This window comes from Paenibacillus rigui, assembly GCF_002234615.1.
GTDB classification, from domain to species: domain Bacteria; phylum Bacillota; class Bacilli; order Paenibacillales; family NBRC-103111; genus Paenibacillus_S; species Paenibacillus_S rigui.
In genome coordinates this window covers 64,970-87,342 of sequence record NZ_NMQW01000021.1, presented here as the reverse complement: position 1 = coordinate 87,342, position 22,373 = coordinate 64,970, and the positions used below count along the sequence as shown (strand labels likewise).

The window sequence follows — 22,373 nt, the reverse complement described above, 5'->3', positions numbered from 1 at the left end:
TTCAAGAAACGCCTTTAATACTCATTATTTGTAATATATGTTATATTTTGATCATATCACAGCTAGCCTGGGTTAGCGATATTCCTTTTTAAATTTTGGGACGTTTGTGCTTGCCGGCCTCTTTCCCTCCGGGAGACGATAATTCTTTGCAATGCAATGAAAGCAAACAGTAGAAAACCGATCACTATTTTGGTCCACCAGGAGCTAAGCGTGCCTTGGAACATGATCATCGTCTGGATCACGCCGGTACTTAATACCCCGAGCATGGGGCCCACTACATATCCGAAGCCCCCAGTCAACAAAATGCCGCCGATGACGCATGCCGCGATCGCGTCCATTTCGCCTCCCATCAGATGAAGGCCATAGCCGGACAGCATATAGAAAGTAAACACAATGCCGCTTAAAGCCGAGCAAAAGCCGCTTAGGGTGTAAACAGCCAGCTTCGTTCCGTATACCGAGAGTCCCATCAATTCCGCGGAACGTTCGTTGCCGCCGATCGCGTAGGTATTCCGCCCGAAAGCGGTATATCTGGAGACATATACTGCTGCAGCAACGGTAATAAGCGCAATCACAACACCGATCGAAATCGTCCCTTCACCAATAAAAGGGATTCTATAGTTGGAGATGGAACTATAAATCGGATGATCAATGACAATGCTTTCCGGGCTGATTAAGAAGCAAGTGCCACGGGCCAAGAACATGCCGCCGAGCGTCACAATCCACGGATGAATATGAAATTTGCAAATCAAATAGCCTTGCAGGAAACCGAATAACGTACCCAGCACGAGCATGCCCGGCATGACGATAAAAGGATGAATGCCCGCCTTCAGCATGATCGCGGAAATCACGCTTACGAGAGCTATCAAGGAGGCGACGGACAGATCGATGCCGCCTGTGATAATAACGAAGGCAAGCCCCGTAGCCACGATGATCAAGTAGGCATTATCGACAAACAGATTCAGAAACACTTGCATGGAGAAGAAGCTGTCAAACAGTGCCGAGCCAGTGATATATAAAGAGAAAAACAAGACGATCGTCGCCAGAATGGTGATGTTAGTTGAAGTAATCTTAAGCGGCAGCTTCATTTGCAATCACCTTCTTCCTGGATTTTTTGCGAATCATGCCGCCGATGATATAACGAAGCACGTCCGATTGGATCAAGCTGATAAAAATAATGACGACGGCTTTAACAACCATCACCGATTCGGAAGGAACCCCGAGCGTATAAATCGTCGTCGTCAACGTCTGAATAAACAAAGCGCCTAATACCGTTCCGCCTAAGTAAAACCGGCCTCCGCGCATCGAAGTCCCTCCAATGACGACGGCCAGGATCGCATCAAGCTCAAACCACAGCCCTGCATTATTCGAATCAGCGCCCGTAATATTGGAGCTCACAATGATCCCTGCAAGCGCTGCGCAAAATCCGCAAATGACATAGACGGTGATCATGATACGGGTAGAATGAATGCCTGCGAACTCGCTGGATATGCGATTGCTCCCAACCGACTCCAGGAATAAGCCGAAGGCCGTCTTCCGGGTGATGAGAAACAGCACGACAAACATAAACGCAGCTATGATGACTGCAAACGGTAAGCCTAGCCAAAAGCCGCCGCCCACAAAGCGGTATGCGGGATCCGATATCGTAATGATTTTCCCGCCGGATACCAGCTGCGCGATACCACGGCCAACTGTCAACAGGATCAGCGTAGCGATCATCGGCTGTATTTTCAGCTTGGCCACGAGCCAACCGTTCCACAGGCCGCACAGCACGCCGATGCCTAAGCCTGCCGCCAGTGCAATAGCGAACGGAAGCTGTTTTTGCAATAAAAATGCAGCCATCGAGGCGGCAATCGCTAGCACCGATCCTACCGAGATGTCAATGCCTTCCTTGGCGATTACCAGCGTCATACCCAGCGAAATAATCAAAATCGGCGTACCACGGTTTAAGATATCGATCAAGCTGCCGAATAAATGTCCATCCTGCAAACGGATATGAAAAAATCCGGGTGTAAACAAAGCGTTGAATAGCAAAATGATCGCAATGCCTATGGAAGGCCACAGCAGCTTGAGCCGCACTGCGTTAGTATACATGCGCTTGATGAAACTCATCTTGAATGCCTCCTTCTGCAATCATTTGCATGATCCGCTGCTCGCTAATGTCCGTGTCCGCCAGTTCACCGATGATATGGCGGTCACGCAGCACGATGATCCGGTCACAGCAGCCAACCATTTCCTCCCACTCCGATGTAATCATCAGAATGGTCATCCCTTCGGCGGCTAAGGATAAGATCAGTTTGCGGATTTCCGCCTTCGAGCCTACATCGATCCCGCGTGTCGGCTCATCCAATATGAGCAGTTTCGGGTTTGTTGCCAGCCAACGGGCTAAAATCGCCTTTTGCTGGTTGCCTCCGCTCAGCTGGTCGATTCTTTGCTCCATATCCGACGCTTTAATGCGCAGCAAATCCATGTAGTACGCAGCGATCTCCTGCTGCTTGCGAAGTGAAAGCTGATGGAGAACCCCCCTCTTCGCTTGTAAGGCGAGGATAATATTTTCCCGAACGGTGAGTTCCCCGATAATCCCCTCCACTTTACGCTCCTCTGGACAGAACGCCATCCCGCGCTCGATCGCTTTCTTCGGAAACATGGCACGGATCTTCTCATTATCGATACTAATGACACCTTGATCCGCCTTATCTATTCCAAAAATCAGCTTCGCAATTTCAGTGCGTCCGGAGCCGAGCAGTCCGGCTAAGCCCAAAACCTCGCCCATGCGGATCCTCAGGTCGAAGGGCTCCATCGACCCGCGCCGCCCTAACTGAGTGACGGAAACCCAGTCCTCTCCTGTTCTTCCGCTCAATGCTCTGACGGTGTTCTCCTCTTCGTTCCAATCCCGGCCGATCATCTTGGAAATAAGCTTGATTCTTGGCAGCTCTTCCGTCTCATATTCGCCCACAAGCTCACCGTTTCGGAGTACAGTGATCCGGTCTGACACCTCGTACACCTGGTCCATGAAATGCGTCACGAAAACGATGGCCATCCCTTCTTCTCTCAGCTGTCTCATGATTCGAAACAGCTCCTGCACCTCCTGCTGATCCAAGCTCGAGGTCGGTTCGTCCAGAATAAGAAGGCCGGAAGAGATATCGACAGCCCGAGCAATTGCAACCATCTGCTGGATGGCAACGGAGTACTCGGACAGCGGCTTCGTCACATCGAGAAAAATACTCAATCGTTCCAATAGCTCCTGACCCTTTCGGTTCAATGTGCTCCAATCGATCCCACTGCGAGCTCTTGGTTGGCGGCCAATAAATAAATTTTCCGCGACGGATAAATTGGGACACAGATTAACCTCCTGGTACACGGTGCTGATCCCTAGCGCTTGAGCGTCTTTAGGAGACTTGATGCGCACCTCACGGCCATTCAACAGGACGCTTCCACCATCCATCCCGTATACACCGGTCAAAACTTTAATCAAGGTGGATTTGCCCGCGCCATTTTGTCCCATCAAAGCATGGATCTCACCTGATCTAAGTTGAAAATCCACATTCGTTAAAGCTTTGACACCGGGGAAAAGCTTGCTGACTCCTTTCATCACCAAAACAGGCTGCTCCATTACACTCCACTCCTTTATCGGACGATGAAACGAAATCAAGAGCGCACAGTCCACTCTTGATTTCGCTTTTTTTCTATAGCTTACATTGGGAAACGATTAGTATTTGCGGTTTGGCAACGCATCGATCGCTTTTTGACCCGAGAAGACGTCTTCGTTAGATTTGATCCACTTCGGCAATTCTTTTCCTGCCTTCAAATCTTTGGCGGCTTGGAACAATTGGGGCCCGAGCAGCGGATTGCATTCAACAACGGTATTGAGCTTACCTGCTTTGATGGCCTCGAAGGCTTCCTTAATACCGTCTACAGAGACGATCTTAATGTCCGTTCCTGGTTTTTTGCCCGCTTCTTCAATCGCTTGGATCGCTCCCAGTGCCATGTCGTCATTGTGAGCGTACACGCCTTGAATGTCTTTGCCTTCAGGCGACTTCAGAATCGCTTCCATGACTTGTTTGCCTGTAGCACGGGTAAAGTCGCCGCTCTGCGATTTGACGATTTTGATATTCGGATGCTTCTTCATTTCATCGTCGAACCCTTTTTTACGATCAATCGCCGCACTCGCGCCAACCGTGCCTTCCAGCTCGATCACATTGCCCTTATCGCCAAGATGCTCCGCCATGGCCTTTGCCGCATTTTGGCCTTCCAGAATAAAGTCGGAGCCGATGAAGGAGGTGTACAGATCTTCGTTCTTCTTATCAATGCCACGGTCTACCAGAATGACGGGTATTTTCGCATCCTTGGCTTCCTTCAACACTGCTTCCCAGCCGGTTTCGACGACAGGAGCCATGGCAATGACATCGACCTTCTGAGCGATAAATGAGCGTATCGCTTTAATTTGATTTTCTTGCTTTTGCTGCGCATCGGAAAATTTCAGTTCGATGGTAGAGTCTGCTTTTGCCGTATCTTGAATGGATTGCGTCTCCGCACCGCGCCAGCCGCTTTCTGCGCCAATCTGGGAAAAGCCTACGACAATTTTTCCCGCCGGCTTCTGAGCCGTCGTATCAGCTGGCTTGGCTGCCTCCGGTTTCGGTGCGTCAGGCGCTTTAGGCGTTGCGGTTGTGGGCGCGTTCGCTCCTCCACAACCGGTAACAAGTGAAATAAATACAGCTGCCGTGACGAGTGCCCCCAGGACATTTTTTCTTTTAGCCATTTGCATTTCCTCCTCAAAATGATTGATTACAACGTAATTGTAATATTTGGTAACACCTAACGTCTTTACACGCAAAAGTCATTTTTTGCTTTATTCAGTCATACACAAGTCTTCTGAACGCCAAACATAGGCCTTTCGTCGTTATGGTGAAAAAAGTGACGTGACTGAACGTCACGCCACAGGTATAAAGCGATTCAAGTATTTTCTGAGCGACAACGGCCAAATCTTCGATCCCCATCTGATTGTCGTGATTTAGATCCGCCTGCTTCACCAGCTCCCAGTCCGCATCTGCCCAAGTCTTCCCATAAGCGGCGGCTGCCATGCCCAAATCGGCGATGGAATATTTGCCGTCTCCGTTCCGGCAGGAGCACGCAAACACGTGTAACGGATAAGGCACCCTTTACAGATACCTTACCCGCTTCAATCTTTTATTCCAAAATTTTCTGAGCAAGTGTAGCCAAATCGACTAGATCAACAATACCGTCACCGTTCAGATCCGCTTTTTCATATTGCTCCCAATCCGAGTCAGTCGATTTCTTGCCATATGCTGCCGCAACGATCGCCAAATCGCCGACGGAGAATTGGCCATCCCCGTTCGCATCACCAGGATGTGGTGTGACAACGGAATGGATGAATGTCTGTACAGCTGCATTCAGCTCGGAAACCGCCTGCTCCACCTGTGCTTTCGTTGCTGCCGGATTCTGATATGTCACAAGTGCTTTATCGATCGCCGATTGCAGCGCCGCCTTGGAACCAGGCATATATTGACCTACCGCCGAGCCTTCTACTGCCGCATCATGCTTGCCTTGTGCCAATGTAATTAACGAATTCAAGGCGGTTTTATCGACAGTCGATGCAATATGCACGGTAACCGAAGCAGGCTCCAGCTCCGTTTCATTGCCTTGGCCATTCGCAATAATCAGCTTGGATAAGCTGATGCTGCTGTCTGTTTCCTCACCTGCTGCTTTCGCTTGCCAATGCAGTTGGAATAAATCGCCGTTGGCGCTTGCCCCGTTGACATTCGCTGTAATGAACCGGATGTGACCGGAGTCGGCTTTTTTATCTACAATAATCCAGCCTTCCTTCAAGCTGTCCGCTGATAAGAATTCCAGTTGATTGGCATCAAATGTGATGTTCAGGTCTTGTGCGTATACACTTTGCGATACGCTATTTAGCCCTATTGTCGTATCAAAAGATTGCCCTCGGGTTACTGCAGCAGGACCTGTTAAGACAGCTGCCGGATTATTAACGACCGGACCCGCGGAGAAGTAATCGAAACTAGCTTGAATGGATGTTCCATCCGAAGCAGAGAATGCATAAAAGCCTACTTTCAGATTGGATAATTGCACCGTAACCGGATCCGCAGCCTGCTTCCAGCTTGATCCATCCCAATAATAGGTTGTATAGACGTTACCCACCTTACGGATTTGCAAATACGATGTATCGTAGCCCGGATGAAGTGCCATGTGGGTCGCCTTAATGTAAGAAGCATTTTTCTCATAGGCCGTTTCCAGCGACTTGCCGGTTGCCCCCTCCGTATCCCATACGTGGCCAAATTTCACATAATTGTCTTCATCCTGCCATATTAGCAATCCGGCTTGCTGAAAGTTTTTTCTTACCGGTGCATTGACCTTCGTTGTGATGACAAAGTCGCCGTTAGGCGCGTTTTGCAAGAATACGTTTTTAATGGAATTGCTGCCCTGGTAGCTATCCCCGGTCTGCGTCTGAATCGTGAGGCTGCCCGGTTTCGTAGTCAAGCTCCAATTGCTGTTATTAGGACGGTAAATGCTCCATTTGCCGCCTAACGCCGGGCTGTCGAAAGAATCCACTACGCCCCCTTTCATAATCGGATCATGAACCAGTGTAAAAATAAGCTGCTGCTCGGTTGTTACATTGCTTAGTGCTTGTTGATAATCTCCGGCAGTTGAGCTGCTGTCGGCAAGCACCACTTTGGCAGCATCGATAGCTGCACGGAAACGATTCAGCGCATCCTCCGCATATTGCCCCGGCTTATCACCCGCTTGGAGTGTATTGTAGAACTGCTCTGCGTTCTGTATGCCTGTTGACAAATCGGAGGTACTCACCGATCCGATTAATTCCCGATGCGCTTTAGTAATGCGATCGAAATCCAACTTCTCCACTTTACGGTCGTAAGATAAAAGTCCGTTGATTTCATATTCCACGTCGGAAATTTGCGTATAAATTGCGGCGCTCAAGCCAGGGCTTGCTTTCAAACTCTTCAGTTGATTAATATAATCAATGTATTTGTCCGTAATCTCTTTTTTGCTCTTCATTTCCTGATAGGAGAAGACGAGCGGGCTCCACTCATGCCCTGGTGTATGCAGCCCGAGACCGCCGTACTCACCAAGCACCGCTGCGCGGGTTTCCGAAGGATTAGGGGCGTTCGGAGCCGGATAGGAGTGCATATCAACCAAGTCGCCTGTACCCGAGTCCTGCCAGCCGCTGGCATTGTTGATGAGGCGTGTCGAATCCAGACTTTTTACATAGTTGACGGCATCCTTTGTTTGCTGGCCGCCCCAGTCGAACTCGCCCCAGCCTTCATTAAATACAGTCCATTCGATGATGGACGGCACACTGCGCAGCTGATCCACCATTTCTTTATATTCCTTAAGCCACTGAGTCTTGGCAGCTTGTGAAATATCGGAGCCGCGATTACCTTGGCGATCCTCCAGGCTCGGCATATCCTGCCATACAAGCACTCCGAGCTTATCGGCCCAATAATACCAGCGGGCGGGCTCTACTTTAATATGCTTGCGGATCGTATTCATCCCGATTCGTTTCACCGTTTGAATATCGAATTTCAGTGCGTCATCCGTCGGCGCCGTGTAAATGCCGTCCGGGTAGAAGCCCTGATCCAGCGGGCCCATCTGGAAAACGAATTTGCCGTTCAGCAGCGGTCTTGTGATCCCGTCGACCTTACCAAGCTTGATTTCTCTCATGCCAAAATAACTAGTGACTTGATCGACCACTTGCGTACCGTTTTTCAATTGCACCTGCAAATCATACAAGAATGGATCGTCCGGAGACCATAGCCGGGGATTAGACACCGGCAATTGAAGCACTTGGCCTGCAGGCCCGCTGATTCTTCCCGCTTCTTGACCGTCTTTAAAAGCAACCGCTTCAACAGTAAGGTTATTCGCCTGCTCGGCTGAGACGGACAGCTTCAGTACTTGATTCTGAAGATCAGGTGTCATATCCAGCTTCTCAATATGAGCCTGTGCTACGGGCTCCAGCCATACGGTTTGCCAAATACCGGAGACGGATGTATACCAAATGCCACCGAGCTTTTTCACCGTTTGCTTACCGACAGCCTGATCCTCTCCCATATCCGTATTGTCCAGTACATGAACGATCAGTTCATTCTCGCCCGGCTTCAATTGATCGGTGATATCGATGCTGAACGACGTATAGCCCCCTTTATGCGTACCTGCCTGCACACCGTTGATATATACCGTCGCCAAATAATCGACTGCACCAAAATTCAACTTTACCCGCTGACCATTCCAATCATTCGGAATCGTAAAGCTCCGCTTATACCACATTAAATTCTCAACCCGATGAATCCCTGACAAGATCGACTCGGCGGCAAACGGCACGACAATTTTTTCCTTCAAGGTCTGCCCTGTCGGAACTACCTCTCCCGACTTAGCCGATTGGAATTCCCACTCGCCATTCAAATTTTGCCATTGACTCCGTACAAGCTGCGGTCTTGGATATTCCGGCAGCACCTGTTCCTTCGTCACCTGGCTTGCCCATGGCGTCATAATTTGATACTTCGACTCGTTCGAGAGTGACTTCGTAAATGCGGGAACGAGCGTGCCGTCCTGCGATGTAAGCCCGCCTTGCCCGTCATACATAGCGCTGACCAGCCATACATCCTTGGAGTAAACAGGATTCTGGAAGCTAATGATCAAGGTGCTGCTGTCACTTGATTTGAGGGCTGCCGAGGCTATTGGCCAATCCGTGCCCATTACTTTTACACTCAGATGATTGGCCATTCCGGCGGGCAGCTGCTGAACCGCCTGATCCAGCTTCACCTCCGCTGTTGCACCATCTACGGATACTTTACCGCCGTACGAGAACCCACTTGGGGGCGTTAATGCATCTGTAGGTACTGCAGCTTTGGCGACAGACGGACTCGACCAGCGCAAATGAATATTTGAACCTCCGCTATCTTCAAAATATTCCACTTTGATCGCATATTTTTGTGCTGCTTCCAAATGAATGGGCTTGCTAACCTGCTCCTTATCCCAATCATTGACCCAATGGTCGATTACCAATTGATTATCAATCCAAAGACGGAACCCATTATCCCCGGTAATGTAAAATGTATAGTCCTCTGAATATTGGGGCTCGATAAACCCGCTCCAGCGTACGTTGACCTTGTCCTGCTGCCCGGTCAAAATGTTGAATGGCGTCTCCAGACTGCCGAAATCCAAATTCGGATCGAGCACCGTTGATTTTAGTGAGCCAAAGTTAAACAGCGGAGAGCCCGAGTTCGTATAATACTCTCCCTTTAAGCCGTGTACGACAGGATCAGGATCGGGTTCCGCCGCCTGCGCAGCAGTAGGGACCAGTAAGGCACCCGATGACAAGGCCGCTACGGTTGTAGCTACAACAAGAAGCTTGCTAATGATGCGTTTTAGCTGCATTTGATTTACATCCTCCTTGAAATTAATCTTTATATGAGCAGGAGGAGGCCGGTCCATGACCTGATCTCTCCCTTGCTTTCAAATGGGACTTGCTTTCACGGATACATCGTCAGCTGTGCCGCAATAACAGCCAGGTCGGCGATATCAATTTGATTGTCTTGATTCAAATCCGCTTGGCTGAATTGCTCCCAGTCGGCATCTGCTGAGGTCCTGCCGTAGCAAGCTGCAGCCATCGCTAAATCTCCAATGGTGTATTTTCCATCCCCATTCAAGTCCCCATGAAGCACGATAACGGAGTTTATGAAGGTGTGTATTGCAGCAGCTAAGTCTGTTATGGCTTGCTGTATTTCCGCAGACGTCACATCCGCTCGCTCGGCCGTTGCCTTTGCCTTCTGAGTTGCAGTTTGCAGCGCCGCTATGGCGCCTGCAGGATATTGGCCCGGTTGGGTTCCTACTACCGCCGTGCCTAGCTTGCTCTCTGCATCATGAATGATCGCAAGAAGTGCCGTTCTGTCTACAACCGATACGCGAACGCTATGGGAAACCGCAGCCAATGGCGTTTCATACCCGGCAGCGTCTGCAACAACAACCTTCGACAACGCAATCGTCGTTAACCCTGCTGCCGCGTCTTGCTTTACCCTCCAGCGAAGAATGACTTGTTCTCCGCTTGCATCCCCGGACGCTGTCCCGGTATTTGCCAAGAGCATGCGAGCTTGACCCGGTTTCACCGTCTGGTCTGCAATAACGGTCCCTCTTCTGGCCGGCTCAGCGGATATAAAGTCCAACTGATCTGGATCATAAGTAAAGGTTAGATCCTGGGCATAGATATTGTGTCCGTTGTTCAGCCGGTAGCCCAATGTAAATTGTGCTCCTGCTGTAACAGCTTCTGTCCCTGTTAATGCAGCTTGAGGCCCGGATGGCTCAGGCGTGGTTACAGTCACATCGAAGCTCGTGTGCAGTGCTCCGAAGGCTGCTGTGAGCGTTGCTTGCCCGGGGCTAATAGCCCTTACGTTGCCTGTATCGTCTATGTCCGCAATGCTTCGATCACTGCTTCCAAATGTCACCCCTTGATGTATCTGTCTTATTTCCGCCGCACTGTAAGTGGCATATACAACCGATGTAACCGTATCTCCAACATGAAGCCGTGCAGGAATATTCGTTAGATGTATAGATTGAGGCAATGGCGATTCCATATCCGCAAGCTTACTTAGCGAGAAGGAGTCGAATACCATAAAATAGTCCGAAGCATAGTTATTTTTGCCGACGACCTTAAATTCAAGCTTCGCGCTGCTGTCCTGGATCGGGATATTGCCAAAATCAACCGTGTAATAATCGAAGGGGCCGTACGTGTCCTTAGGTCCGCCATACGCCTTGCCATCTACATACAGCTGAAACATCCCGCGGCTCGATTCCGACTTGACTCTCGCCTTTACCCCATATAGGCCTGCCGATGGTACTGGTATCGTGTAACTTAGCACATCTCCGATTGACTTGGATTCCAATACGGCTGCTGCCCCTCCGTCCGCCCCCGATTCATTGAATATCCGGTATACGCGACCATCCGTGCTTTGCGGCTTGAGCGCCTCTGCTTCAACAGAGTAGACCGGAGCTTCAGCGGTACCTGAGGTGAGATAGATTCGATAAGCCGCTTTCGGCAGCAGTGGCGGCAGCTTTACCGTCAGCGAGCCATTCGTCACGACATAGTCTCCCTCCATCATCGTATACGGGGCTAGGAGCGTGTCAGCAGTCGTGATCATCTCTGCCTTCAGGTGCAATTTGCCGTTACGAATCAAGTAGGAGACACGATCCAGATGATCAAGATGCAGTGTCATCTCCGAAGGCTCCCTCCAGTTCTCGCTTCCGACGAGAATAACTGAACGGTTCATCGCAGCGTCTTGACTGGCCAGTACTTCCAACACGTGCTTGTTTGATGTTTCCGCTTTGGCCAGGCGTCCCGTCATATCCTTATAGCCGTTATATACCCACCATACGCCTTTGGGCAGTGTACCGCTGTTACGGTCCGCCAGATCACCCATGCCCGCCATAAATTTGGGGTCATCCCCGGAGTAATCCCAAGCCGATTTCAGTCCGAATTGCACCCCATGCAGGGAGGATCGTTCGAGTCTGGCGATATAAGAGACAGCCATGCCGCTTTCCCATCCATTGATGTTGTTATACGTGCAGCAGCCTTGATATTCTGTTATTGCGACAGGCATGGGAGTGATGCCGTTTGCCAGCATCCAGCTCTTTATTTCTGCCGTATGTGCCTCGACATCGAGCGCACCGGCGGATAATTCATGCCAGCTTAAAATATCCGGCAAGCAGCCCTGACTTTTACAATAAGTGAGAAATGTTTTCATAAATTCAAAGTTATACTGATGATCTTCCGGCGCCTGCACCTTAGCCGTTGGATTCAGCGCTTTCAGCTTTTGGTATGCAACCTTATGTGCTTCTAAGTAACGGTCTATCGTTCTATCAGGACCCGACCATTGCAGGCGGGGTTCGTTCCATGGAATCCAAGAATACACCTTATATCCTTTGGCCGCCGACTCTCGATATACGCTCTCCACAACGCTTTCCCATGCTGTCCAATTCCCGTTATCTCCAGGCCAATACGTATTGTTCGGTTGGCTCGCGTAATAATACAGTCCAACCATAAGCTCCGCTCCCGTCGCCTTCGCTCGCTTATATGTTGCATTATCAAAAAGGCTGGGCAGGTTCGGATGATGATCGGCTCCTCTTATCGCACTCACCTTGATGCCATCAATTAAATATTGTGCAGGCTCTTCTCCCGTCATCCCATGCAAAAATCCGCTTGCCACTTGATTGGATACCCCTGTATCGACTGCATAATCCACGTAAACCTCCTCGGCTGTCACAGCGGAAACCGGAGCTGGAAGCAGACCAAGGCACATAGCCGTTATCATGAGTACGGAAAGACTTCCCTTCATGTTCAACATTATCACCTTCCTTAAGGCGTACCTGCACTGGTAAAAGTCTTGGAGGTTAACAGCTTATAAATAAGAGCCGCCGCTTGAGCGCGATTGGTCGTTTCTTTCGGATAAATCCCTTGATTGTAGCCTTCAACGATACCTTGACCGACCATCGCCGTAACACTGCTTAGCGCATAATCCGATATATCCGCGACATCGACGTATTCTTTGAGAATGGATGAATCCATCCGGCCTGAAAACTTCTGTGCGGCTCGCAGGGCACGATCCGTCAGCACAATCATATCCTCTCGGGTTACCGGGGAATACGGATGAAAGTTATTGAATTCATCCCCTTCAACGATCCCCAAGCTTCTGGCTGCAGCAAGAGGCTCTTCAAAATACGCGCCTTGCGGCACGTCGTTAAACCGTCCTCCTGTCGGCCCCTTAACCTGCAACGCCCTCATAAGAAGCACCAAATAATCCGCCCGAGTTACTGGCTGCTCCGGACTGAACGTATGCTCTGAAGTACCGTTTACGACGCCTTTCTCAAACAAATAAGCAATCGCTGTCTTGGCCCAGCTGAAATCACCCAAGTCATCGAACGGAAACAAACCGTCAATAGCCAACGTGCTTTTTACATTGGACGAATGCACCGTGCTGGACAGAACGGAATCAAGCAGCTTGACATTGTTTATTGCCAATTCCGTTTCTCCTTGCTGCAGCGCTTCGAACTTCAATGTATACAACGTTTGATCCCCTTCATCTCCCATGACACGGCCTATACGTGTGTGCGCAAGCTGGATATGATGCTCATGGATGATGGGTGTGACCGAGAACCCTGGAATCTCCGTGGTTGCTTCCTTTAATTGGAGCAGGTTCGGGTTATAATCGAGATTCACTTCATATGCGTAGACATCTTTTAACTGGTGACCTTTGACCGTGACTTCCACATACTCCCCCTTAGACGGCTTATCCGTTGAAAGTGTGAGGCTGAACGTTGACGGCGACTCGTTTGTTGTACTGGCTGCCCACCCTGACGGTACGACAGCAATTGCAGTTAGCATCAATACAAGGTAACAGGATAGCATTTGCAAAAATTTCATCTGTGGAAATTTCATCTGACTTAACTCCCTTCCATGTTTACTAACGTAATTTTGGAAGCTTGCTCCGTTAACACCTTACTACGAGATACATAATGTATCTTCATTGAGAGACCTTCGCCTAGCTCCTTATCGGGAACGCCGCCGTCTGCATCGAAAATGACGGCTCAACCACGGCATGTAAACGATTGCAAATGCTGCTCCGAACATTTCTGCAAGCTAGTAAGACCGATATGTGTCCCCTCCCTGAATTGTTTTCAACCTATGTTAAATATTAAGCAACTTCATCCTCAATGTATTTAGAGAAAAAAGTAATAATTTGCTTTATTCGGCCATTTTGCATAAGCTGCTGCTTTACCGAACCATTCAGACCCAATACAAATATGACCATAAAAAAAGCAACCATCGAATCGAATGGCCGCTTCATTTTTTATATGGTTCTATGCGTCCTGATGTTTGGTTTACGGACTGAATCAACGTTTTATTCCTCTATCCGAAGTACGGCCTTACCGCAGCCATGACGAGTCTCCACATTACGATGGGGCTGCCTGATCCAACGAATAAATCTTACGATACGGTTCAACGATGATATCACGTTATATTATATAACATCATTTCATTCATAATGTGCTTTTATTCAGGAAGATAAAAATTAGCTATTATATTTATATATTAAAAGGTAGTATTATGGAATTGTACATAACTTATCTTGTTAAATAACATAACACGAAAGAGGAGGTCATTAGAAATGTTGACAGTTAGAAAACCTTTTTTATCCAGCGTGCTGGCAGCTGTTGTTTTATTAAGCTCTGCATGCGGCACACAAACAGCCTCTCCGGCGGCCGGGGCCGGAAATGGATCGAAGGCGGGGGGAGAAGAAAAGGTGCTTCGGGTAGGCACATCGGGCAGAAGCGTGCCGCATTCTTACAAAAATGAGAAGCAGGAGCTGGACGGCTTTGATGTCGAAGCGATAAAAGCGATCGCGGACAAAATGGGTTATAAGGTGGACTGGGTAACAGCCGATTTCAGCGGATTATTCGGCATGCTGGACGCCAATAAAATCGATACAATCGCTAACCAGGTAGAGATATCGGATCAGCGTAAAGAAAAGTATTTGTTCAGCATTCCTTATGTATACTCGGGCGGCCAATTGGTTGTCAAAAAAGGAAATGACTCGATTAAATCGCTGCAAGATTTGAAAGGCAAGAAGATAGCGGTCGGGTTAGGCACGAATAAAGAAAAATTTCTGCGCGAATTTGACAATGAAAAAGGAGTCAAAATGAACATTGTCACGTATGAGGATCCGAGCGGTATTGTCTATGACGTAGCCAACGGCAGAGCGGATGCCTACATTGTCGATAAAGCGAGCGGTCTTGTCAAAATTGAAAAATCCGGCTTGCCGTTGCAGTTCGCGGGGGAACCGTTTGAGGATTACATTATCGCCTACCCGTTTGTCAAAAATGCTAAAAACAATGAATTAAAGGACAAATTCGATAAGGCGCTTGAAGAGTTGCAAAAGGATGGGACCATGTCGAAGCTGTCCATGAAGTTTTACAAGCAAGATATCAGTAAGAAATAAGCTTCCAGAGCGGTGATCCGCTTGATCTCAAATTTTCCCCCGGTGGTGAACGTAATGAATTTTGACCTAAACTATATGATAAGCCTTTTTCCGGAGCTACTGAAATATGTTCATCTCACGCTTATTATGGCGCTGATCGCCATGTTCTTTGCGATTGTATTGGGGTTGATACTGGCGGTTATTACAAGAAGCAAAGTCAAAATAATCAGCCCGCTGGCCAGTCTGTATATTTCCTTCTTCCGCGGAACTCCTACTATTGTGCAAATTTTTCTGTTTTACTTCGGGCTTCCCCAGCTATTCCCGGCGATGAGCTTCATTAATGCTTTTACGGCCGTGATCATTGGTCTGAGCTTTCGTAATGCCGCTTATTTATCCGAGGTTTTCCGGGCGGCGATTACGTCAGTTGACAACGGGCAATTGGAGGCTGGTTTATCCGTAGGTATGACCAAGTGGCAAACGATGAGACGAATCGTGCTGCCTCAAGCGACGAGGATTGCAATACCGTCAACCGGAAATTTCTTTATTATTTTGGTGAAAGAGACCTCGCTTGCCTTTACCGTAGGCGTAGCCGAAATTTTTGCCCAAGCCAAAATGTCGGCGGCCGCTACGTATAAATTTTTCGAAAGTTTCCTGGCCGTTGCTATTGTTTATTGGATTATTACCGTGCTATTTACGATGATTCAGACCAGAATTGAAGTCAAATTAAACAAACCATACCGTTAGGGGGGGACACGGAATGATTAAAGTGAGCGGCTTGCGGAAGAAATTTCATGATCTCCAGGTGCTGCACGATATTGAATTGGAAGTTAACAAAGGAGAGGTTGTCGCTATTATAGGTCCCTCCGGATCGGGAAAATCTACCTTGCTGAGATGCTTGAATTTATTGGAGGTGCCGGAGGAAGGGACGGTTACCATAGACGATGTCGCCGTGAATATGCGGGAGTTAGCCAAAAAGGACATGTACAGGTTGAGACAAAAAAGCGCCATGGTATTCCAAAACTACAACTTGTTCAAAAACAAGACCGCTTTGCAAAATGTGATAGAATCGTTGATTGTTGTCAAAAACATGAAGGAAGCCGAAGCTAAGTCGATTGGCGAGCGGCTGCTGGAGCAGGTTGGACTATCGGGCAAATTCGATAATTACCCCTCCACCTTATCCGGCGGACAGCAGCAAAGGGTTGGCATCGCACGTGCGCTTGCCGTGGATCCCTATGTCATTTTGTTCGACGAGCCCACTTCCGCTCTGGACCCCGAGTTGGTCGGTGAAGTGCTGAATGTCATGCGCCTGCTTGCTAACAAAAATACAACGATGATTATCGTCACCCATGAAATGTCGTTCGCCCGCGAGGTTGCCGACAAAGTTATTTTTATGGCGGACGGGAAAATAATCGAAACAGGCGGACCTGAGGACATTTTCTCCAACCCGCAAAATGAACGTACGAAAAGGTTTCTAAGCCAGCTCTCGGGTTGATGCCAGAGGAATCGCTGCAGGTTAAGGGTTGAATTTAATATAGTTGCTCAAAAAGAGGTGGCAAAATGAGCGGATTAATACGCACACATAATTTTGATGAAATGATAGATCTTAGAGGAACGGATTCCAAGAAGCATAATCTTTACCCTGAAGATGTTATCCCAATGTGGATTGCGGATACGGATTTCAAATGTCCCGAGCCGATCGTTGATGCTATGGTGAAAAGAGCGGAGCTGGGAGTTTACGGGTATACGCTGAGCAGCAATAGCTTTAACTTCTCGGTCAAAAGCTGGCTGCACAAACGTTTCGATTTTCATATCGATGAAGATTGGGTTGTTTATGCTCCGGCGGTAGTAAACGGACTGGTCAATGCGGTGCAAGCATTCACGCAACCGGGAGACCATATATTGATCCAGTCCCCGGTGTATCATCCATTTCACCATCTTATCGCTAATAACGGAAGAATCAAGGTGCAAAATAGTTTGCTGCTTCACGACGGGAAGTATGAAATCGACTTTGAAGATCTGGAACAAAAGCTGAAGGATCCGCAAACGAAAATGATGCTGTTATGCAACCCGCATAATCCCGTAGGGAGGGTATACACCAGGGAAGAATTAACCCGCATCGGCGAAATGTGCATAAAACACGGCGTTATTATCGTATCCGATGAAATTCATTCCGATATCGTGTACGAAGGCCACACCCATATACCTTTTCCGTCGTTGTCCGGGGAAATTAAGGATAATTGCATCATGTGCCTGAATCCGAGCAAAACGTTTAATACCCCCGGACTTCGCACGGCGGCTATCATTATCCCGAACGAAACGCTGCGCCGGACCTATGAGAATACCATTACGGCGAACAAAGCTGACGGTAGAACAATTTTCGGTACGTTGGCATTTGAAACGGCCTATATTGAGTGCGATTATTATGCGGATCAGTTGGTCGAATATTTGGCGGAAAACGTACGCCTTCTGACGGATTATGTTGAATGCCATATTCCTGGGATTGAAGTCATTAGACCGGAAGCGACGTATTTGATGTGGCTGGATTGCAGGCAGCTGGGGATGTCTCAGCAAGTACTGCGGACCTTTATGCTGGAGCAGGCTAAAGTGGGCTTGCATGACGGCATGATATTCGGCGCGGAAGGGCAAGGTTTTATGCGAATGAACATCGGCTGCCGCAGAGCCGTTCTGCAAGAAGCTTTGGAACGGATTGAGCGTGCGGTGAGTGCATTGTGAAAGAAGGTTTACATCATGTTCGGATTGACCGGCATTAGTAAGACGCATGTATGGCAGATCGTGAAAACGATTCTGATTGCTTGTATTGGAGGTTTTCTATTTACGTTATTGCATTTTCCGCTCGCTTGGATGTTAGGACCGCTTGCAGCAGTTCTGGTCTGGCAGGTTGCTTTTAAAAGCAAGTTATATTGGCCGAGAAGCTTGCGAAACGGAGGGCAGATGCTTTTAGGATACAACATGGGGCTGGCGTTTACCGCAGAGAGCGCACAGCAAATAGCCGTTTCGCTGCCCTCTATGGTCATCTCTACCGCCTTGCTGACCGGCTCCAGCCTGGGACTGGCTTTCCTTATAGCCAAACGTACCGGAATCAGTCTTCCGAGCAGTATCATGGGTTGCATTCCCGGGGGGATTTCGCAAATGGTTCCGTTAAGCGAAGAAATTGAAGGTGCGGAACCGACGATCGTTACGTTCATGCAAACAATCCGGATGCTGATAGTTACGTTTATGGTGCCTTTTGTCGCCGTACACGGTCTGGCCGCTGCAGGGGACAGTTCCCGGTTGCAAACGCAAAGCGTCCTGTCGGTGTCTGACACTTCATGGTCCATGATACCCGTCGCAGTTGTGCTCGTATTGCTGGCAGCTGTTTTCGCCGTAAGGCTCAAATTTCCGAACCCTTGGCTGATCGGACCGCTTATCGTTTCCGCCGCCATCTCGGCGTCCGGCATGGCCCTACCGCACTTGCCACAGCTTGTTGTCATTATTGCGCAGCTGTGCATCGGCATCTATCTTGGACAAGGCATCAAGCTCGAAGCGTTAAGCGGCTGGCGCCGTCTTCTCCCTTATAGTATTGCCGGCAGCGTTCTGCTTGTGGGCATGACGTTGGCGAGTGCGTATTTGCTGAGCCGGATCCAGCCAATCAGCTTTGTAACGGCATTTTTAAGTATAGCGCCGGGCGGTTTGCCGGAGATGGGAGTTACGGCAGCGGCCATTCATGCTGATGTTTCAAAAGTTGCAGCCTATCAGCTGTTTAGGGTATTTTTCGTTTTGTTCATCATACCGGTGGCGTTAAAAAAAATATTTCGTCGGTCCATTAGCCGACAACATTCTCAAGATTATTACCCATGAAATCTACAAATGCTTTGACAACCGAAAATTCCAACGAAGCATTGCGGTAGATGAGCAAAGTTTCTCTAATAATCGGTTCGCCGCTTTTTGTCTGGAGGTTGTGTACGAACAGCGACTTATGATTTTGCAGGCTCATGTGCGGAACGATTCCGTAGCCCATCCCGCTATTAACCAGCTCGACGCAGGTTTCAATGCTGTCGACCTCCATTGTAATAAGGGGCGGTACCGAGAATCTTTCCATCCACCATTTTTCGATGTTTTGCCGCAAGCGGAGGTCATTAATGACGTAATTAATTTTCGGTAAGGACGGAAGCTCGTGGAGATCGATCCGATCTTTAGCGATGAGGCATAGGGGTTCGCTGGTCAGCAGCAGCGATTGCTCCGACCAACTGTGGTTTCCTCTCAGGATGCCGAGATGCACCTCTTCCTTCTGGACGGAGGACAATATGTCGGAACTCAATCCAGTTTTCACATTGATTTCCACTCCGCTGTACTGGCGGACGAAGCTTTTGAGCAGAGGCGGTAAATAGTACCGCGCGAAGCTTGCGGATACGCCGAGCCGCAACGTGCCTACGACCTGATCGTTCATACTTAATATGCGCTCCTTGGTCCTCCTCAGCTCATGCAGCATTTGCTCCGCATATTGGACCAAACATTCGCCCTGGGGAGTAAACTCCACACCCGTTTTGCCGCGGGATACGATCTTGGCGCCAAATTCCTTCTCTAGCTGCTGTACACGGTACGTCAGAGCGGGCTGGGATATGTAAAGCTGCTCTGCGGCTCTGGTAATATTTTTTTTCGAATATAATGTTTTCAGAATAAGCCAGTCTTTATCTTCCATGGGAGCATTCACGCCCCTTTCATAAAAATTAATTATGTAAGTAGGATATAATCATTTAAAATTCTTATGATTAAATTATACAGGAACAGCTTGAAAAGTAAATGATTTTCGAATGATTTCCAATATCCTCCCTCGAATTCATCTATATGACATTGAACAACCGTCAGGGCAGATCGCCTGACGGTCGTTTTATGTGCCAACCCATCTAGCAGTAACGATTTTCTGGAGCTAATTCGCTACATTTATAAGCAATTTCAGCAATAATAGATGGAGGTTTTCCAGTTATCTACCCGATTCAGAGATTCAATGCTCAATTACAAATCGACCGCAACAATCAAGCAATTCAGCCTATACTTGCAAAGAAAGCTCCAATCAGGCCCATTTCATGCTGACCAACAAAAACAAAACGGTACGCCGCTTATAACCGTCTAATTTCCTTCCTTTCGACCGGATAACGGTCACCATTGAGTGATTAGATTTTCATTTATGGCGCTTATAGACGAAAAATCCGCGCAAAGCGCGGATTGGAACTTGATTGCTTCATTCGGCATCAAGTGAAGTTAGAGTTACCTTCATGATTTGTTCCAAAACCGAGGGATCATTTGTCAGTTTAGCCACCTGGGTCAAAGCATAGCGCGCATGATACAAATATCTCGCAAGCGCAGGTAAGTCCAGATTAGAACTCAACCCGCCTTGGTTTTGAGCACGTGTTAAAGCTTGGTATAGCGCATTTTCCAAACGACTCTTATCTTGTGCGAAAAGTGCTGCGATCTCGGGATCATGGGGAACCTGATCTATCGCACTATACAAAATTAAGCATTCCTTCCGCCGCTTCTCGTCTCGAAGAGTTGAGACAATCTCAGAGAATATATCGGAAATTGCTTTTTTGACAGCTTCAGTTCTCGATAGATAGATGACGACCGCTGAAGACTTTTCATTAACATAATGCTTTACCGCCGTAACAAAGAGGTTCCGTTTCGTCCCGTAAGTGTCGTACAGACTTTGTCGAGCTATACCTAGCTCCTCTAGTAGAAGTTGCAACGATGTCCCCTCGTAACCATAATGACCGAATACTTCCATTGCCTTGTGCAGGGTCAGAGTCGTGTCAAATTCCTTGCTTCTTGCCATCCAGTCATACCTCCTTCCACTTCACCCGTACAAATCAAACTCGATCAGTCAAGAGAGCTTGCCCTTGACTGATGAGAACAAAGAATTTTTATTTTCCGAAAAACGGACTGCATCATTTACGCTGCCGACGGATTCGATCGCAACTAACGGGTTGAATTTTTGGTATTATTGTTCATCTAATACTTTCTGTATAGATGCCGTGTCCAAAAGAGCGACAAGCCCCACAACTGGATTCCAATAATCTTTGTAGTGTACGATTTTATTGCCCCTGGTTTCGATCACAGAAATATATTTCTGAAAATAAGGCTTGCCGGTAGTCAAAACTTGCGCCTCCTCAATTCCAAATTCGATTACCATGATATTAGGGTTCGACGTGAAGTGGAATGTGGGTTCACTGAACCGGGAGATATCAAACTTTTGAGGAAAGTCTTTAATATACTCATAAATGGCAGCCTTCCCTTCAAGTTTTTGTGTAAAGCCTTTAAGAGCGAAAGGAAACTCGAACAGCGCATCGTCATCAAAAAGCTCAATAAACTGATTCATGTCTTTTTTCAAAAAAGAATTGCAAAACTTACTGAAAATCTCCCGTGAAGCTTCCCGCATCTTTTCGTTATCTTCTGGAATGAATGTCATATTTACCACTCCTTATTCATTTTGTATTAAATCATTTCTGTTTCCAATAAGAGGCGTGAGCGATGGCGAAGTCTTTCAGAGGCCTGGGTGGACGTCCAGTCACACGTTCAACGGTATCCGTAACCTGATCTTCGGTACCGTGAAGCCTGATCGCTTCATCCAGCCCTGCGAGAAAATGAGCATAGTCTTCCGGCATCCCGAATTTCATCAATCCACCCGTTAGTTCTTCCTTGCTAATATTCACATGTTTGATGGTTCGCCCTGCAACGGCGCCGATGATTTCTCCAGCTTCTGCGTAACTAAAGGATTGAGGACCTGTGATGATATGATCTGTATTATGAGGCTGTTCGTCAATTAGTGCCCTTACACCCACCTCAGCAATATCGTCGGCATCAACGAATCCAATCCGCCCCGATCCTGTAGCAGTAATCATCATCCCATCACTGTTAATTTGAGCTCCATGGTGACCCTCGGTGAAATTTTGCATAAAATAGGAAGGACGTAGTACCGCCCACTCCGGCACAAGCTGACGGATTGCTTTATGCACTTTTCCAAAAACGGGGCCTTCTTCGGGCACGGAAGCGCTGCTAAGCAAAACAACCCGGCGCACACCTGCATTTAATGCCTTATCTAGGAACGACACCATGATTCTGGATGGGTCCATGACCGCAAGGGGACCCACCAAATAGATTTTATCAACGTCTTTTAATGCGGGTTCAAACGTCGCTTCATCGAACCAATCAAAGGTCACATGCTCATTTGTGCTGACAGTTGCGGGAGTACCTCGGTAGGCCGTGCGAACAGCATAGCCTAAATCTGAAAGTCGTTTAGCAATACGGATTCCCGTTTTGCCCCTCCCACCTGTTACTAGAATTTTACCGCCATTAGCCATA

The 22,373-nt window shown here is 48.2% G+C and carries 17 protein-coding genes and 1 pseudogene; 5 read left to right on the top strand and 13 right to left on the bottom strand.

Translation table 11 applies throughout. The features are described 5' to 3' along the window. Positions 1 to 62: 62 nt before the first annotated feature. The 9 genes and pseudogenes from yjfF to CF651_RS15205 form a co-directional block, all read right to left on the bottom strand. Positions 63 to 1,085 carry a galactofuranose ABC transporter, permease protein YjfF gene (gene yjfF, locus CF651_RS15240; RefSeq protein WP_094015724.1) on the bottom strand — a complete coding sequence of 341 codons (1,023 nt, stop codon included), beginning with the start codon at positions 1,083 to 1,085 and terminating at the stop codon, positions 63 to 65. Next, complete coding sequence (locus CF651_RS15235; RefSeq protein ID WP_094015723.1) at positions 1,069 to 2,109, bottom strand: ABC transporter permease; 1,041 nt, start codon at positions 2,107 to 2,109, stop codon at positions 1,069 to 1,071. Before CF651_RS15235 ends, yjfF begins: the two co-directional genes overlap by 17 nt. Continuing rightward, positions 2,081 to 3,610 (bottom strand): sugar ABC transporter ATP-binding protein, encoded by a 1,530-nt coding sequence (locus CF651_RS15230; protein WP_094015722.1) that lies wholly within the window; start codon positions 3,608 to 3,610, stop codon positions 2,081 to 2,083. Before CF651_RS15230 ends, CF651_RS15235 begins: the two co-directional genes overlap by 29 nt. 96 nt (positions 3,611 to 3,706) lie before the next feature. Then, on the bottom strand, positions 3,707 to 4,756 hold the full coding sequence (locus CF651_RS15225; protein ID WP_094015721.1) for an ABC transporter substrate-binding protein: 1,050 nt from the start codon (positions 4,754 to 4,756) through the stop codon (positions 3,707 to 3,709). A 94-nt stretch (positions 4,757 to 4,850) separates the two neighbouring features. Beyond that, complete coding sequence (locus CF651_RS15220) at positions 4,851 to 5,153, bottom strand: hypothetical protein (RefSeq protein ID WP_144029055.1); 303 nt, start codon at positions 5,151 to 5,153, stop codon at positions 4,851 to 4,853. 31 nt (positions 5,154 to 5,184) lie between these two features. Next, positions 5,185 to 5,322, bottom strand: coding sequence for a hypothetical protein (locus CF651_RS33395; protein ID WP_425436275.1), 138 nt, complete (start codon positions 5,320 to 5,322; stop codon positions 5,185 to 5,187). A gap of 84 nt (positions 5,323 to 5,406) precedes the next feature. Beyond that, positions 5,407 to 9,429: pseudogene (locus CF651_RS32670) on the bottom strand (PA14 domain-containing protein); the annotation flags it as partial. A 95-nt stretch (positions 9,430 to 9,524) separates the two neighbouring features. Then, positions 9,525 to 12,389, bottom strand: a complete 2,865-nt coding sequence (locus tag CF651_RS15210; RefSeq protein WP_094015718.1) for a cohesin domain-containing protein — start codon at positions 12,387 to 12,389, stop codon at positions 9,525 to 9,527. Between the two features lie 11 nt (positions 12,390 to 12,400). Then, on the bottom strand, positions 12,401 to 13,480 hold the full coding sequence (locus CF651_RS15205; RefSeq protein ID WP_094015717.1) for an S-layer homology domain-containing protein: 1,080 nt from the start codon (positions 13,478 to 13,480) through the stop codon (positions 12,401 to 12,403). Positions 13,481 to 14,210: 730 nt separating this feature from the next. Here CF651_RS15205 and CF651_RS15200 point away from each other — a divergent pair. The 5 genes from CF651_RS15200 to CF651_RS15180 all read left to right on the top strand — a co-directional run bounded on the left by CF651_RS15200 (position 14,211) and on the right by CF651_RS15180 (position 18,878). Then, entirely contained in the window at positions 14,211 to 15,041 is an 831-nt protein-coding gene (locus CF651_RS15200; RefSeq protein ID WP_094015716.1) for an amino acid ABC transporter substrate-binding protein, read from the top strand. Between the two features lie 54 nt (positions 15,042 to 15,095). After that, entirely contained in the window at positions 15,096 to 15,764 is a 669-nt protein-coding gene (locus CF651_RS15195; protein WP_094015715.1) for an amino acid ABC transporter permease, read from the top strand. A gap of 13 nt (positions 15,765 to 15,777) precedes the next feature. Further along, the gene (locus CF651_RS15190) at positions 15,778 to 16,512 is read left to right on the top strand and encodes an amino acid ABC transporter ATP-binding protein (protein WP_094015714.1); all 735 of its coding nucleotides are present in this window, start codon (positions 15,778 to 15,780) and stop codon (positions 16,510 to 16,512) included. A 65-nt stretch (positions 16,513 to 16,577) separates the two neighbouring features. Next, positions 16,578 to 17,753 (top strand): MalY/PatB family protein, encoded by a 1,176-nt coding sequence (locus CF651_RS15185; protein WP_094015713.1) that lies wholly within the window; start codon positions 16,578 to 16,580, stop codon positions 17,751 to 17,753. 15 nt (positions 17,754 to 17,768) lie between these two features. Further along, a complete protein-coding gene (locus CF651_RS15180; protein ID WP_094015712.1) occupies positions 17,769 to 18,878 on the top strand; it encodes an AbrB family transcriptional regulator in 1,110 nt (369 codons plus the stop codon). On the opposite strand, the gene CF651_RS15175 is transcribed toward CF651_RS15180, so the two are convergent. From CF651_RS15175 to CF651_RS15160, 4 genes are all read right to left on the bottom strand, one after another. Continuing rightward, complete coding sequence (locus tag CF651_RS15175) at positions 18,844 to 19,719, bottom strand: LysR family transcriptional regulator (protein WP_094015711.1); 876 nt, start codon at positions 19,717 to 19,719, stop codon at positions 18,844 to 18,846. The two genes, CF651_RS15180 and CF651_RS15175, sit on opposite strands and share 35 nt — an antisense overlap. A gap of 540 nt (positions 19,720 to 20,259) precedes the next feature. Further along, positions 20,260 to 20,847 carry a TetR/AcrR family transcriptional regulator gene (locus CF651_RS15170; protein ID WP_094015710.1) on the bottom strand — a complete coding sequence of 196 codons (588 nt, stop codon included), beginning with the start codon at positions 20,845 to 20,847 and terminating at the stop codon, positions 20,260 to 20,262. Between the two features lie 165 nt (positions 20,848 to 21,012). Further along, positions 21,013 to 21,480: a nuclear transport factor 2 family protein gene (locus CF651_RS15165; RefSeq protein WP_425436273.1), complete on the bottom strand. Its 468-nt coding sequence runs from the start codon at positions 21,478 to 21,480 to the stop codon at positions 21,013 to 21,015. Positions 21,481 to 21,511: 31 nt separating this feature from the next. After that, the gene (locus tag CF651_RS15160; protein WP_094015709.1) at positions 21,512 to 22,372 is read right to left on the bottom strand and encodes an NmrA family NAD(P)-binding protein; all 861 of its coding nucleotides are present in this window, start codon (positions 22,370 to 22,372) and stop codon (positions 21,512 to 21,514) included. Between the last annotated feature and the right edge of the window lies 1 nt (position 22,373).